Consider the following 12,200-nt stretch of genomic DNA (forward strand, 5'->3'; position numbering starts at 1 on the left):
TCTTGTGCAAAAAATGCCTCGTAATCTTTTGGATTGCGGGGCATTTTTACTTTTATGCTTTGGGAATTTGAAATTTATCCAAATGCAAGGTGTTAATAATTGAGATTGATGGATTCACTCTCAGCTATACTTATCAGCATGAAAAAATCATCTGCTCAAAAAGAAATATTTCAATTTGATCCAAAAATCACCGAATTTCTGCGTTATCTCCAGTTCTCGGAAGGTTTAAGTACCAATACTTTGTCTGCTTATCAACGTGATTTAAAACTCTACCAGGCCTGGTTGTCCGATATTCATCAACAAACGATTGAAAGCATCTCCGCTGAGGGGGTTGAGTCCTTTATGCTTTATTTACAGTCAGAAGGGCGGAAAGAAAAGAGCAATGCCCGTTTGCTATCTACCCTTAAACGTTTTTACCAATGGGGGGCGAGCAATGAGTATTTTGAAATGGATCCAACGGCGTTGGTTAAGGCTCCCAAATTACCCAAAAGCATTCCAAAGGTCATTACCGAAGCTCAAGTTGAGGCGTTATTGTATTCACCGGATGAATACACACCTTTGGGAATAAGAGATAGGGCGATTTTGGAGCTGATGTACGCAAGCGGTTTACGTGTTTCTGAAGTGGTCGAATTGCCGTTTGAGCAGGTCAATTTATCAGCAGGCCTGGTTCAGGTGACCGGTAAGGGCAGTAAGGAACGTATTGTGCCGCTTGGAGAGTTGGCGGTTGAATGGCTTGAAAAATATATAAAAGAATCGCGTCCGTTTTTGAGCAAGAACAAATGGGTGAATACCTTGTTCATCTCTCGAATCGGCCGGCCGATGACTCGACAAACCTTATGGCATCGAATTAAAAATTTGGCGTTTGATGCGGGAATCCATGTCAATCTATCCCCGCATACATTACGTCATGCTTTTGCCACCCATTTGATCAACCATGGAGCGGATTTAAGAACGGTACAGTTGTTGTTGGGGCATAGTGATCTATCAACCACACAAATCTATACCCATGTGGCTAAAGAACGTTTGCATAAACTACATCAACAACACCATCCGCGCGGATAATGCCTTGACGTGGATATTCGTCATGCTTGTGTCATGTTTCTTGTCTACGACTCAGGTATGATGTGCAAATCGACAGAAACTAGCTGTTAGTTAACATCAAAAATTATTAATCGTTGTGATTGGATATAGGAATAAAGGGCTTTTCGTTATGCTTGAATCAGGAAAAAATAAAATTTTAATCAGTTTGCTCAGCGGAGTGTTTTTCATGTCCGCTTACACTTCGGTTTTTGCAGCGAGTGAAACGGATGCAATCCAAAAGCGTCTACAGAGTATTATTCCAACAGATGCAAGTCAGGCTCTGATCACCGAAACCGCTGTCGCTGGTCTTTATCAAGTTCAGGTAGGAATGACCGTAGTCTATATGTCAAAAGACGGAAAAATCCTTGTGAACGGCAACATGATTGATTTGGATGCCGGGAAAAACTTAACCAAAGATGCGTTGGCCACTGCGAGAAAAACGGCGTTAGACGGCATTGATGCGTCCAGTTTAATCGTTTTCCCTGCTAAGGGTGGGCAAGACAAGGCCAAGCATACAATCACCGTGTTTACGGATATTGACTGTCCTTACTGCGAAAAACTACATAAAGAGGTGCCAGCCTTAAATGCCGCTGGTGTGAATGTGCGCTATATCGCTTATCCAAGAGCGGGGATGGGGTCTCCTTCTTATTTCAAGGCTGTTTCAGTCTGGTGCGCTAAAGACCCGTTGAAAGCGATGGATAATGCGATGGCTGGGATGAAGCCTGAAAACAAGCAGTGTAAAAATCCTGTGAATCAGCATTTAAAGTATGCTGAAGAATTTGAAGTAAACGGCACGCCTAATATCGTTCTAGAGAACGGTGAACTTTTACCTGGCTATGTTCCTGCTAAAAAGCTAATTGCGATTCTGAATACACCTTAAATAAACTTAAGTTGAATTATCGTAAAAAAAGCCCTCGAATGAGGGCTTTTTTGTAGCAATTATTTTGTAGCTTGTTTTACCAGTATGGACCTGTTGTGCCGATAATAGCTTCGATAATCCCAAGTGAAAAATTGATGATAATAATCGGCTTCATCTGTTTTTGAATAATATTTCCTGCTTCCGGGTATTCGCCATGTGCAACTTTTAACTTTAATTGCTGAAAAGGTTTGAAGTATAGGTAAGCAAATAAGGCAATCATGATCCAGCCAATAATATTCATAGCGTGTATATAGAAAGCGCTCGTCTCATTGATGGAAAACCTATTTTGCCAATCCCAATAACCGGTGATAACAAGTAAAATAATAAATAGCCAAACCCATGGAAAGAACCTGTTGAAGATATTGAGAAAGAGCGGTAATCGTATCGATGGCTCTAAAGACATGGCAGCAGGTCGAAACACTTGATATACCAAAAAAATTCCCCCAATCCAAAGAATTGCGGAAATAAGGTGTAAAGTTATTGCTATCATGTCTAATAGAGTCATTTTGTTATCTCAATTGATATTAATTAAAAAGGTAGACCTTCTTCAATTGGTAGGCTTGGGTCTTGTGACCATTCATTCCATGAACCGAAATACATCTTAACATTTTCTATGCCTGCAGATTTCAGGGCAACAAAGGTGTTCGAGGCTCGTGCCCCTTTAAAACAGTATAGGTAAATCGGTGTTTTCTTGTCTATGCCTACTGTTTGACATTCTGCCAATATCTCATCAGGAGATTTGAACATAGGAACCATTCCAGGCTTCATCATTCTGTACCATTCGATCCAAACTGCACCTGGCAAGCGTCCTTTTCTAGGGCTGAAGTCTTTACCATAAGGGGATGAACTATCTGCAATCCATTCATCCACATCACGCACGTCAAGCAATTTAATTTCTGTTTCCAGTGCCGCCAATACGTCATCTTTGTTCACCATCAAGGTATTGCCAGTCTCCTTTAAAGGAAATTGTTTTGCTATTGGTGTTGAAGGCTCCTTGCTGATAGGAAAATTTTCAGCCAGCCAGCTTTGATAACCTCCTTGTAGAATCTTAATGTTTTCATAGCCGAGGTAACTTAATAAAAAGTAACCTCGGCAAGATTGACCAAATCCTGTGTCTAGAGAGTCTTCATATAGAATAGCTGTCTCGGGACCAGATAAGCCGGCAGTACCGAATGTTTTTGCAAATTTGTTTTTGAGTTCTTCAATTCCCTCTGGTGTTGAACTTGCTAAAAATGTGAATATGTCGTGAATATTCACAGCATTGGGGATGTGACCTACAGCAAAAGCTTCTGGAGAGCGTGTATCGATGATAACGACCTCATCAGTAACACTCTTTTGTTGTAGTTGTGATGCATTGATTAATAACGGGTTTGACATGGTTTGGTATCCTTTTGGTTTTTTTGTTTTGGTTTTAGGACCACGTTGTCTGTTTAACCGTTAATAAAGTAATTTGCAGAATCGACGAATTTTATTCGTTCTTGGGTCATGTTCAGCATGACTTACACCGAAAGAATTAATTCTAATAATATCAATATGCTAAAGAGTATTAGTGGTAAATAAGGGTAAGCTTAGAAGTGTTTTATGTTCTTAATTGTTTTTAAATGTTATCTAAAAGATACAAATTCATACAATTATATAGATGATGACTTATTGGAGAGGTATTTGAAGGATTAAAAAAGCCCTCATTCGAGGGCTTTTTTGTAGGTTAGGAGGTTATAGTCATAAATAGGATGTTATAACGTTAAGGTTGTTAACGTTTATAGTTCGCCCCATTTTTTACGCTTTCCAGGTGGCCTAAAGAAGCGACCTAAAATTAAGCCAAGTAATAAGACCCCGCCACCGGTTAAGAACCATTGGCGTTTGACAGAGTCGTCAGACTGATCAATTTGCTCTTTCATAATCGTATTTTGATTTTCAAGCTGCGTCAATCGCATTTTCATCTGTTGGTTTTGCTCGTCCAACTCCACGGCATTACTAGAGATTTCCTTTAAACGCTCCAACTCCTTACCTAACTCGAATTTCTCTTGTTTGGTTGTCGATAACTGCGAGTTGGTCTCTTCAAAGCGAGTTTTTAAAGTAGAGAGTTCCTGTTGCAGAGCGTTGTACTTTTCTTCTACATCGGTCGTCTTTTTAATCTGAGCGGCAAGTCGGTCGATAGCGACCGGTTGGTTCTGCAGTACAATTGAAGGCAACCAGCCTATATAGGTTTTTCCAGATTTTTGATACTGAACCTGTGCCCAGCCTGACTTATCCACTTCGAGGATTTTGACCGCTTCACCCGACTTGAGCATACGTGAAATTTTGAATTTGTAACCCGCGCCACGACGCATAGGAACTTCAAGAGAGTCGCTGATATAGTTGGTGTAGCCTTTTTCGGCGGCTTGTGCTGCATTTAAAGGCGAGATAATGCCAATGCTTGCAGCCAATAGCATGCTCAATGAAGCACGCTTAACAGATTTAAAGTTGCTGAATTTTGTCATGTTGAGCCTCAAGGTTGTTAAGAGCGGTTTCGTAGTCGCTTAGTTTTTTGCGTTCATTTGCCACCACCTCTTCGGGTGCCTTGGCAACAAACCCAGCATTGTTTAGCTTGCCGCTTAAACGTTTGATTTCGCCTTGCAGTTTTGCAATTTCTTTACCTAAACGCGCCAATTCGGCATCTTTATCGATTAGCCCGGCCATAGGAATCAACACCTTCATTTCACCTACTAAAGCCACAGCGGATTCAGGAGCATCCGCTTCGTTTTGTAAAACGGTGATGCTTTCGAGTTTGGCTAAAGTCTGTAGGAACACTTGGTTGTTGTCTAACCAGGCCTGGTCGTTTTCATTCAAGCCGGCCAATAAAACCTCAAGGGCTTTACTTGGTGCAATGTCCATTTCAGAGCGGATCTTACGCACACCGACAATAAACTGTTTAACCCATTCCAGTTCAGCTACGGCATTCGTGTCAATTTTACTTTCGTCCGCTTCAGGGTAAGGCTCAAGCATAATGGTATTGCCATGCTTGCCGGCTAAAGGTGCGACCGCTTGCCACGCTTCTTCAGTAATGAATGGAATGATTGGGTGTAGCAAACGCAATAACGCTTCCAATACTCGAACCAATGTTTTACGGGTACCGCGTTTTGCTGCGTCAGAACTGTCTTTGTTTAGAATTGGCTTAGCCAACTCTAAATACCAGTCACAATATTCGTTCCAGGTGAATTCATACAGTGCGGTTGCGGCTAAGTCAAAACGGTAGCTGGCAAAGTGTTTTGCAACTTCGGCTTCCACTTCTTGTAGACGTGAAGTAATCCAACGGTCTGCAAGGGAGTACTCAACTTCTAAAGATTCGTCCACACCCGTGTCGTAACCTTCTGTATTCATCAATACATAACGGGTGGCGTTCCATAATTTGTTACAGAAGTTGCGGTAACCTTCGGCACGGTTCAAGTCGAAACGAATGTCACGTCCAGTCGAAGCCAGAGAAGCGAAAGTGAAGCGTAAAGCATCTGTTCCAAAGGCTGGAATGCCATCGGAAAATTGTTTGCGAGTCGCTTTTTCAATTTGTGCGGCTTTTTCTGGCTGCATCATGCCGTAGGTACGTTTCTTAACCAGGTCTTCAAGCTCAATACCGTCAATTAGGTCGATAGGGTCAAGTACGTTGCCTTTTGATTTAGACATTTTTTGGCCTTCGCCATCACGAACTAAACCGTGCACGTAAATCTGCTTGAACGGCACTTCACCAGTGAACTTCAAGCCCATCATGATCATACGAGCTACCCAGAAGAAGATGATGTCAAAACCGGTAACCAATACCGAAGTAGGGTGGAACTTCTCCAGTTCCGGAGTCTTCTCTGGCCAGCCTAATGTAGAGAATGTCCATAAAGCCGAGCTGAACCAGGTATCTAACACATCGTTATCCTGGTTTAGTTCAATGTCGGCAGCCAAGTTATGTTTAGCGCGCACTTCGGCTTCATCACGGCCAACATAAACCTTGCCTTGGTTGTCATACCAGGCTGGAATACGGTGTCCCCACCAGATTTGGCGAGAAATACACCAGTCTTGGATATTATTCATCCATTCAAAATAGGTGTTTTCCCAATTTTTAGGTACAAATTCGATGTCGCCGTTTTTGACCGCATCAATCGCAGGTTTAGCCAATTCTGCAACCGCAACATACCACTGGTCCGTCAAGAATGGTTCAATGACAGCATGAGAGCGGTCACCACGTGGCACCATCAAGGTGTGCGGTTTGATATCTTCAATCAGGCCTAAGGCATCCAAATCCGCCACGATTTGCTTACGTGCTTCGTAACGGTCTAAACCTTGGTATTTTTCTGGAGCCTCTTCATTGATGGCGGCATCAATCGTGAAGATATTCAACATCGGTAAGTTGTGACGTTTGCCCATCTCGTAGTCGTTAAAATCGTGAGCAGGAGTGATTTTTACACAACCCGTTCCAAATTCTAAATCTACGTAATCGTCGGCGATAATCGGAATTTCACGGCCAACCAATGGCAGAGTGATGGTTTTACCGATGAGGTGTTGGTAGCGTTCGTCGTCTGGATGAACCGCAACGGCTTGGTCACCCAGCATGGTTTCTGGGCGGGTGGTCGCCACTACTAAATATCCAGAACCGTCCGTTAGCGGGTAACGCATGTGCCATAGGTTGCCTTGCTCTTCTTCAGAGATAACTTCTAAATCCGAAACCGCTGTGTGCAGGATAGGATCCCAGTTTACTAGGCGTTTTCCGCGGTAAATCAAATCTTCTTCATAGAGTTTTACAAAGACTTCTTTCACCGCGTCAGATAAGCCGTCATCCATAGTGAAACGTTCACGACTCCAGTCCGGTGACGCTCCCATGCGGCGAAGTTGCTTGGTGATGGTACCACCGGACTCTTCTTTCCATTCCCAGATTTTCTCAATGAACTTCTCTCGCCCCAAATCGTGGCGGGTTAAACCTTTTGCTGCAAGTTGACGCTCTACCACCATTTGTGTGGCGATTCCAGCGTGGTCGGTACCTGGTTGCCAAAGGGTGTCATTGCCTTTCATGCGGTTGTAGCGGATTAAAGTATCCATAATGGTGTCTTGGAATGCATGCCCCATATGCAGGCTACCCGTCACATTGGGCGGCGGAATCATGATGCTGTAAGGGTCTGCGTCAGGTTTCTGTGGTTTGAAATATCCTTGGTTTTCCCAGGTTTGATACCACTTTGTCTCGATTGTATTGGGGTCGAAATGCTTTTCCATAGAACTCTTAATCTGCTTGTAATTTTTTAAAATAATAATCGCGTGATTATAACAATCAGATAACGCTATGTCTTAACTAACTTTAGTTTGCCTCTTAAAAAGTAGAGAAATTTCTTATGAATATTATTGCCATCGGGCGCTTGTGCAACTAAAGGCAATTAATTCTCATCAGGGATGAGCCAAAAGAATAGGGGTTGGTAAGATGTTTAAGGAGTGTGGCGAAAAAAAACGGCAGTTAAACTGCCGTAGGTTATTGGAGGAGGAGAGTAATCTAACTGTTTAAAAGTTGTAACACGGAGGCTCTAGATTGGTTGCTCTGTCCCTGCATCGCCACAGCGCTATCTTGTAAGATGTTTTGACGTACCTGCTCTGTGATTGAGCGAGCATAATCACTATCGTTGATTTGACTACGAGCCGCATACGCATTGCTATTTTGGCTTTGAATATTGTTGATTGCCGAACTTAAACCATTTTGTTGAGCGCCAAATTCACCACGTTGCGTACTGATCTGCTCAAGTGCTGTGGTAATGCTACCAAGCGCAGATGTCGCTCCCGTTGGGTTGCTGATATCTAAACCGTTAATGGCGAGGCCGTTACTGGTGAGGTTTGGCAGATTCAGGGTTGTTGTTGAATCTCCGAGGGCGATATTTAGGCTAGCTGTATCACCATTCAATAAATTTTGGTTATTAAAAGAGGTGGATTCAGCAACCTGATTTATCCCTTGAAGGTTTTGCTGGAACTCTTGGTTAAGCGCACTTCTTTGGCTGTTATTGAGTGTGCCATTTGCCGATTGGATAGCGAGTTCATTCATTCTTTGAAGATAAGTAGCAATCGATTCACTGGCTCCATCAACTGTTTGTAATGCAGAAATTCCACTATTGGCATTACGGGTAGCCATGTCTTGGGTGTTGATTTGAGAGGTGAGAGAAGTCACTACCGCTTGCCCGGCCGCGTCATCAGCCGTTTGGTTGATGCGTTGTCCGCTTGCTAAACTTTGTGATGCCGAGTTTACACCTGGAGTATATAAACTCGATGTAATTGGGGAATAACCATTGATTGCCATGATAAAATCTCCAAATAAAATTGTTTTGATAATTTAATTTTACGCTCAATTAGCGGTAAGGGAAAGTAAAAATGTCTTGTTGTTCAGGTGGTTACTGCCAGTTTAAGTTCCCGGAAGGTCCTCCTTTGGTTGATAATGCGGTATCGAATTTAGATGCTACTTATCAGTTTTTACCTTATGGAACCCTGCTTCAAAAGGGTGAGGTGGTAAGGATTTGGATGGAGTCTGGCAAAGCGAAAGCGGTATTTATTGAAGAGAAGATTCCGTTGCAAATTACCGAAAATGGCCCAGTGGCATTAGATGCCGAAGATGTGCAGGATTTGCCGTGGCAGCTTATCGCTTTAGATAGTGGTTTTTCTTATGAGGACTTGATGGATTGGAAAAATCATCCGCTTTATAGTCCGAATGAAACGGCGGTGCTGTTGAAATTTAATCATCCAATCGAAATAAAACCGTCCTTGAAGATGGTTTTATTGAAATGGCTTTATAAGATTCGCAATTTATAACTCTTTAGTGGATGTTTTTAACCACTCAAGATTAAAGTTACCAGGCCTGGTAACTTTGTATTTTCAACTCAGTGTTTTGTTACTGCATGACAAAACGGTCTAAATAAACATCTTCCAGTAGGTCTGGGTAGAGTTTATGTTTTTCTAAAATATCACGTGCCACTTTTAAGACTTCTGCGCGGAGTTCATCCGGTCCAGCAGGGGTCTTAAGTTTTGAATAGGTTTGGTTGCGTAATACACGGTCAATGTCGTTTTTAAGAATGGGGCGCAAATGCTCCATTTCCGTTTCCACGATTTGTGGATAGTAAGACATGAATTTAAAATCTACCGCAAGAAATTTAGCTTTACCTTCTCCTCTGAAATTGACGACAACCTTTTCCATTGAGAAGTATTTGGGGATACGTTCTTTAGGTGCTTCAAACTGTTTATATTTTGGCGAGTAACTCATTCCTTGTGCTTCATCCGAAGCCATTGCAGAGGTGAATGGCGAGCAAAGTAGACCGCTGATAAAGAGTGCGTGAAAAAAGGTTTTAGTGGGTTGTTGCTTCATTTAGTGGACTCTTAACTTTGTGACGTTATGGACGGGGTGTGGATCAATGTCTATTTATAGGGGGTATTCTGCCTTATTCCGGATATTTTTAGAAGTCATATCGTTTTTTGTTGCTCAAATTCTAAAAGCGTTAAATGGTGATGTTTAGGTGGAGTATTTACACGATGGGGTTGTGGCTGGTACTTTGTTTTGGCTATAAAAAAACCCCGCGGGCGCGGGGTTTAAACTAAGTCAATGAGGAGACTGTGTTTTCTAGATAAACACTATTTAGTTTTTAAGACTTTGAGTTTATTTTGTAAACTCAGGGTAAGCTTCCATACCACATTCTGATTGGTCAACACCTTCGTACTCTTCTTCTTCAGTAACTCGGATGCCCATAACCGCTTTGATGATTCCCCAAACGATTAAGCTTGTTACGAATACCCATGCAAAGATCACACCGATACCAGTTAGCTGAGCTACGATAGAAGCGTCAGGGTTTGTGAAAGTTACTGCGATTAGACCGAAGATACCTACAACACCGTGAACTGAGATAGCACCTACAGGATCATCGATTTTGAATTTAGCGTCGATGATTAGGATAGCTAATACTACGATGATACCACCTACAAGACCGATTAAAGTCGCTTCTAAAGCCGTTGGCGTTAAAGGTTCAGCTGTGATCGCTACTAGACCTGCTAGAGCACCGTTAAGCATCATTGTTAAGTCAGCTTTGCCGAACTTGATTTTAGACATTAATAGCGCACCGATCACACCACCAGCAGCGGCCATAAGGGTGTTAACAAAAACCATTGCTACTGCGTTTGCTTCTTCAACGTTTGAGATTTTAAGCTCAGAACCACCGTTGAAACCGAACCAACCTAACCATAGGATGAAAGTACCTAAAGTAGCTAAAGGAAGGTTAGCACCAGGAATCGCACGAGATTCACCGTTTGCACCATATTTACCTTTACGAGCGCCTAGTAGTAATACACCAGCAAGAGCAGCAGATGCACCAGCCATGTGAACAACACCAGAACCTGCGAAGTCAAGGAAGCCTAAACCATCTAGGAAACCACCACCCCATTTCCAGAAACCTTGCATTGGATAGATGAACGCAGTGAATACGATAGCGAAAGCGAAGAAAGCCATTAACTTCATACGTTCAGCAACCGCACCTGAAACAACCGACATAGCCGTTGCAACGAATACTACTTGGAAGAAGAAGTCAGACATACCTGAATAATAAGGTGCGTCATCACCACCAGCAATAACAGATGCCACGGCATTGTCACCACCAATTAGGAAGCTAATTCCAGGGAAGAAGCTGTTTACCGCTTCGCCAGGATACATAATGTTATAACCGACTAACATATACATAATACAAGCGATGGCGAAAAGACCAACGTTCTTAGCTAAGATTTCTGTTGTGTTTTTTGAACGCACAAGGCCGGCTTCCAGCATTGCAAAACCAGCGGCCATCCACATAACTAATGCACCTGACATTAGGAAGTAGAAGGTATCAAGCGCGTAACTTAATTGTAGTACTTGTTCCATGATCAATTTCCTTTCTTCTTATAGAGCGATGTCGCCAGTTTCTTCTGTACGAATTCGTACAGTTTGTTCTAGAGGCATGACAAAGATTTTGCCGTCACCGATTTTTCCAGTTTTAGCCGATGTGCTGATGGCTTCAATAACGCTATCTAGCTTTTCATCGCTCACTGCGATTTCCAATCTGATTTTAGGTAAAAACTCAATCGCGTACTCTGCACCACGATAGATCTCTGTGTGGCCTTTTTGACGGCCAAAACCTTTAGACTCTGTTACAGTCATACCTTGCACGTCAATATCATGAAGTGCTTCGCGTACGTCATCGAGTTTAAAAGGTTTGATAATTGCAACTACCAGTTTCATACTAACCTCTCGGATAAATTAATGAATATAATGTTCGCCTTTGATATAACACTGGATGTGCCAAATACATATAAATCAAATAAAAACAATTGGTTATGTTTATTTTCAGTGGTTTTTTCTGATGAATTTGAATTTATAGAAGTTTATTTGTATTTTGTTGGTGCGAATGTGTTTTTAAATGGTGCGATTTAAAGGAGGGGGTTTGCAGCGGCTACCTAAGATAGTTTTAGCGCTACTCATTCAGCTTGGGGTATTGCTTGTGGTTACAGTCGGTGTGTATTTGGCGCCTGCAGTGATTAGTCCGCCTTATCCTTATTGGGGATTGGTTTTTATTCAGGCTTTGTTGGCCTCTTTGGTGAGTTGTAGATTAGGCTTGCCGTGTTGGTGGCGTTGGATACAGTTTTTTATTCCTGTTGGTTTGTATTTAGGGGTGCTACTCAAGTTTGACCCAATTTGGGCGTTGGTTATTTTTGTAGTAGTTTGGATGGTGTTCGCCAATGCCTTTAAAGAGCGTGTGCCGCTTTATCTAACGAATAATACAACTCGTGAAGCGCTTAAGAATTTGGTCAAACGTAAGCGCCGTGTTCGCTTTTTGGATTTAGGTTGTGGTTTGGGCGGTAATGTGGCCTTTATGTCTCAGCTTAAACCGGTAGCCGAATCTCATGGCGTTGAAACCGCACCGATTCCTTATTTGATTTCAAAGATGATTACGGCATTGAGGGGTGGGCAGACCTTTGCGATGGATATGTGGAAGACCGAATTGGCATACTATGATGTGGTGTATGCTTTTCTATCCCCTGAGCCGATGCCTCGATTATGGAATAAGGTAAAAGAAGAAATGTTGCCGGGTTCAATTTTTGTTTCTAACAGTTTTGCTGTACCTGATGTTGAGCCGAGTGAGGTTTGGGAGTTGTCTGATAGTCGTAAAACCATTCTTTATATATATAGGCTTTAAACAGCTGT

12 protein-coding genes are annotated in these 12,200 nt (G+C 42.3%); 4 read left to right on the plus strand and 8 right to left on the minus strand.

Going from position 1 to position 12,200, the window contains the following annotated elements; translation table 11 throughout:
- Positions 1-138: 138 nt before the first annotated feature.
- A complete protein-coding gene (xerD, locus tag L6421_RS03070; RefSeq protein ID WP_237263103.1) occupies positions 139-1,062 on the plus strand; it encodes a site-specific tyrosine recombinase XerD in 924 nt (307 codons plus the stop codon).
- A 205-nt stretch (positions 1,063-1,267) separates the two neighbouring features.
- On the plus strand, positions 1,268-1,960 hold the full coding sequence (locus L6421_RS03075) for a DsbC family protein (protein WP_237263104.1): 693 nt from the start codon (positions 1,268-1,270) through the stop codon (positions 1,958-1,960).
- A gap of 76 nt (positions 1,961-2,036) precedes the next feature.
- Here the strand turns inward: L6421_RS03075 and L6421_RS03080 are convergent, their stop codons facing one another.
- The 5 genes from L6421_RS03080 to L6421_RS03100 all read right to left on the minus strand — a co-directional run bounded on the left by L6421_RS03080 (position 2,037) and on the right by L6421_RS03100 (position 8,288).
- Positions 2,037-2,504 (minus strand): CopD family protein, encoded by a 468-nt coding sequence (locus tag L6421_RS03080; protein WP_237263106.1) that lies wholly within the window; start codon positions 2,502-2,504, stop codon positions 2,037-2,039.
- Positions 2,505-2,527: 23 nt separating this feature from the next.
- Positions 2,528-3,376, minus strand: a complete 849-nt coding sequence (locus tag L6421_RS03085; protein ID WP_237263107.1) for a sulfurtransferase — start codon at positions 3,374-3,376, stop codon at positions 2,528-2,530.
- 380 nt (positions 3,377-3,756) lie between these two features.
- Positions 3,757-4,479 (minus strand): TIGR04211 family SH3 domain-containing protein, encoded by a 723-nt coding sequence (locus L6421_RS03090; protein WP_237263109.1) that lies wholly within the window; start codon positions 4,477-4,479, stop codon positions 3,757-3,759.
- On the minus strand, positions 4,457-7,225 hold the full coding sequence (locus L6421_RS03095; protein WP_237263112.1) for a valine--tRNA ligase: 2,769 nt from the start codon (positions 7,223-7,225) through the stop codon (positions 4,457-4,459). Before L6421_RS03095 ends, L6421_RS03090 begins: the two co-directional genes overlap by 23 nt.
- 271 nt (positions 7,226-7,496) lie before the next feature.
- The gene (locus L6421_RS03100) at positions 7,497-8,288 is read right to left on the minus strand and encodes a flagellin N-terminal helical domain-containing protein (protein WP_237263114.1); all 792 of its coding nucleotides are present in this window, start codon (positions 8,286-8,288) and stop codon (positions 7,497-7,499) included.
- Positions 8,289-8,359: 71 nt separating this feature from the next.
- On the opposite strand from L6421_RS03100, the gene L6421_RS03105 reads away from it, so the two are divergent.
- Complete coding sequence (locus L6421_RS03105; RefSeq protein WP_237263116.1) at positions 8,360-8,794, plus strand: hypothetical protein; 435 nt, start codon at positions 8,360-8,362, stop codon at positions 8,792-8,794.
- 79 nt (positions 8,795-8,873) lie between these two features.
- Here L6421_RS03105 and L6421_RS03110 read toward each other — a convergent pair whose 3' ends face one another.
- The 3 genes from L6421_RS03110 to L6421_RS03120 all read right to left on the minus strand — a co-directional run bounded on the left by L6421_RS03110 (position 8,874) and on the right by L6421_RS03120 (position 11,237).
- Positions 8,874-9,344: a flagellar basal body-associated FliL family protein gene (locus L6421_RS03110; RefSeq protein WP_237263120.1), complete on the minus strand. Its 471-nt coding sequence runs from the start codon at positions 9,342-9,344 to the stop codon at positions 8,874-8,876.
- A gap of 288 nt (positions 9,345-9,632) precedes the next feature.
- A complete protein-coding gene (gene amtB / locus L6421_RS03115; protein WP_237263122.1) occupies positions 9,633-10,880 on the minus strand; it encodes an ammonium transporter AmtB in 1,248 nt (415 codons plus the stop codon).
- 18 nt (positions 10,881-10,898) lie between these two features.
- The gene (locus L6421_RS03120) at positions 10,899-11,237 is read right to left on the minus strand and encodes a P-II family nitrogen regulator (RefSeq protein WP_237263123.1); all 339 of its coding nucleotides are present in this window, start codon (positions 11,235-11,237) and stop codon (positions 10,899-10,901) included.
- Between the two features lie 178 nt (positions 11,238-11,415).
- Here L6421_RS03120 and L6421_RS03125 point away from each other — a divergent pair, with 178 nt between their 5' ends.
- Entirely contained in the window at positions 11,416-12,192 is a 777-nt protein-coding gene (locus L6421_RS03125) for a class I SAM-dependent methyltransferase (RefSeq protein ID WP_237263124.1), read from the plus strand.
- The last annotated feature ends 8 nt before the right edge of the window (positions 12,193-12,200 follow it).

Origin of the sequence: Thiomicrorhabdus immobilis (assembly GCF_021654855.1) — a bacterium.
GTDB lineage: Bacteria > Pseudomonadota > Gammaproteobacteria > Thiomicrospirales > Thiomicrospiraceae > Thiomicrorhabdus > Thiomicrorhabdus immobilis.

What these genes read in the sequence shown, in the direction of transcription:
- L6421_RS03075 (WP_237263104.1), top strand. Translation starts at nt 1,268, where the DNA reads ATGTCCGCTTACACTTCGGTTTTTGCAGCGAGTGAAACGGATGCAATC.
- L6421_RS03095 (WP_237263112.1), bottom strand. Translation starts at nt 7,225, where the DNA reads ATGGAAAAGCATTTCGACCCCAATACAATCGAGACAAAGTGGTATCAA.
- L6421_RS03100 (WP_237263114.1), bottom strand. Translation starts at nt 8,288, where the DNA reads ATGGCAATCAATGGTTATTCCCCAATTACATCGAGTTTATATACTCCA.
- L6421_RS03125 (WP_237263124.1), top strand. Translation starts at nt 11,416, where the DNA reads ATGGTGCGATTTAAAGGAGGGGGTTTGCAGCGGCTACCTAAGATAGTT.
- L6421_RS03080 (WP_237263106.1), bottom strand. Translation starts at nt 2,504, where the DNA reads ATGACTCTATTAGACATGATAGCAATAACTTTACACCTTATTTCCGCA.
- L6421_RS03120 (WP_237263123.1), bottom strand. Translation starts at nt 11,237, where the DNA reads ATGAAACTGGTAGTTGCAATTATCAAACCTTTTAAACTCGATGACGTA.
- xerD (WP_237263103.1), top strand. Translation starts at nt 139, where the DNA reads ATGAAAAAATCATCTGCTCAAAAAGAAATATTTCAATTTGATCCAAAA.
- L6421_RS03105 (WP_237263116.1), top strand. Translation starts at nt 8,360, where the DNA reads ATGTCTTGTTGTTCAGGTGGTTACTGCCAGTTTAAGTTCCCGGAAGGT.
- L6421_RS03110 (WP_237263120.1), bottom strand. Translation starts at nt 9,344, where the DNA reads ATGAAGCAACAACCCACTAAAACCTTTTTTCACGCACTCTTTATCAGC.
- L6421_RS03085 (WP_237263107.1), bottom strand. Translation starts at nt 3,376, where the DNA reads ATGTCAAACCCGTTATTAATCAATGCATCACAACTACAACAAAAGAGT.
- L6421_RS03090 (WP_237263109.1), bottom strand. Translation starts at nt 4,479, where the DNA reads ATGACAAAATTCAGCAACTTTAAATCTGTTAAGCGTGCTTCATTGAGC.
- amtB (WP_237263122.1), bottom strand. Translation starts at nt 10,880, where the DNA reads ATGGAACAAGTACTACAATTAAGTTACGCGCTTGATACCTTCTACTTC.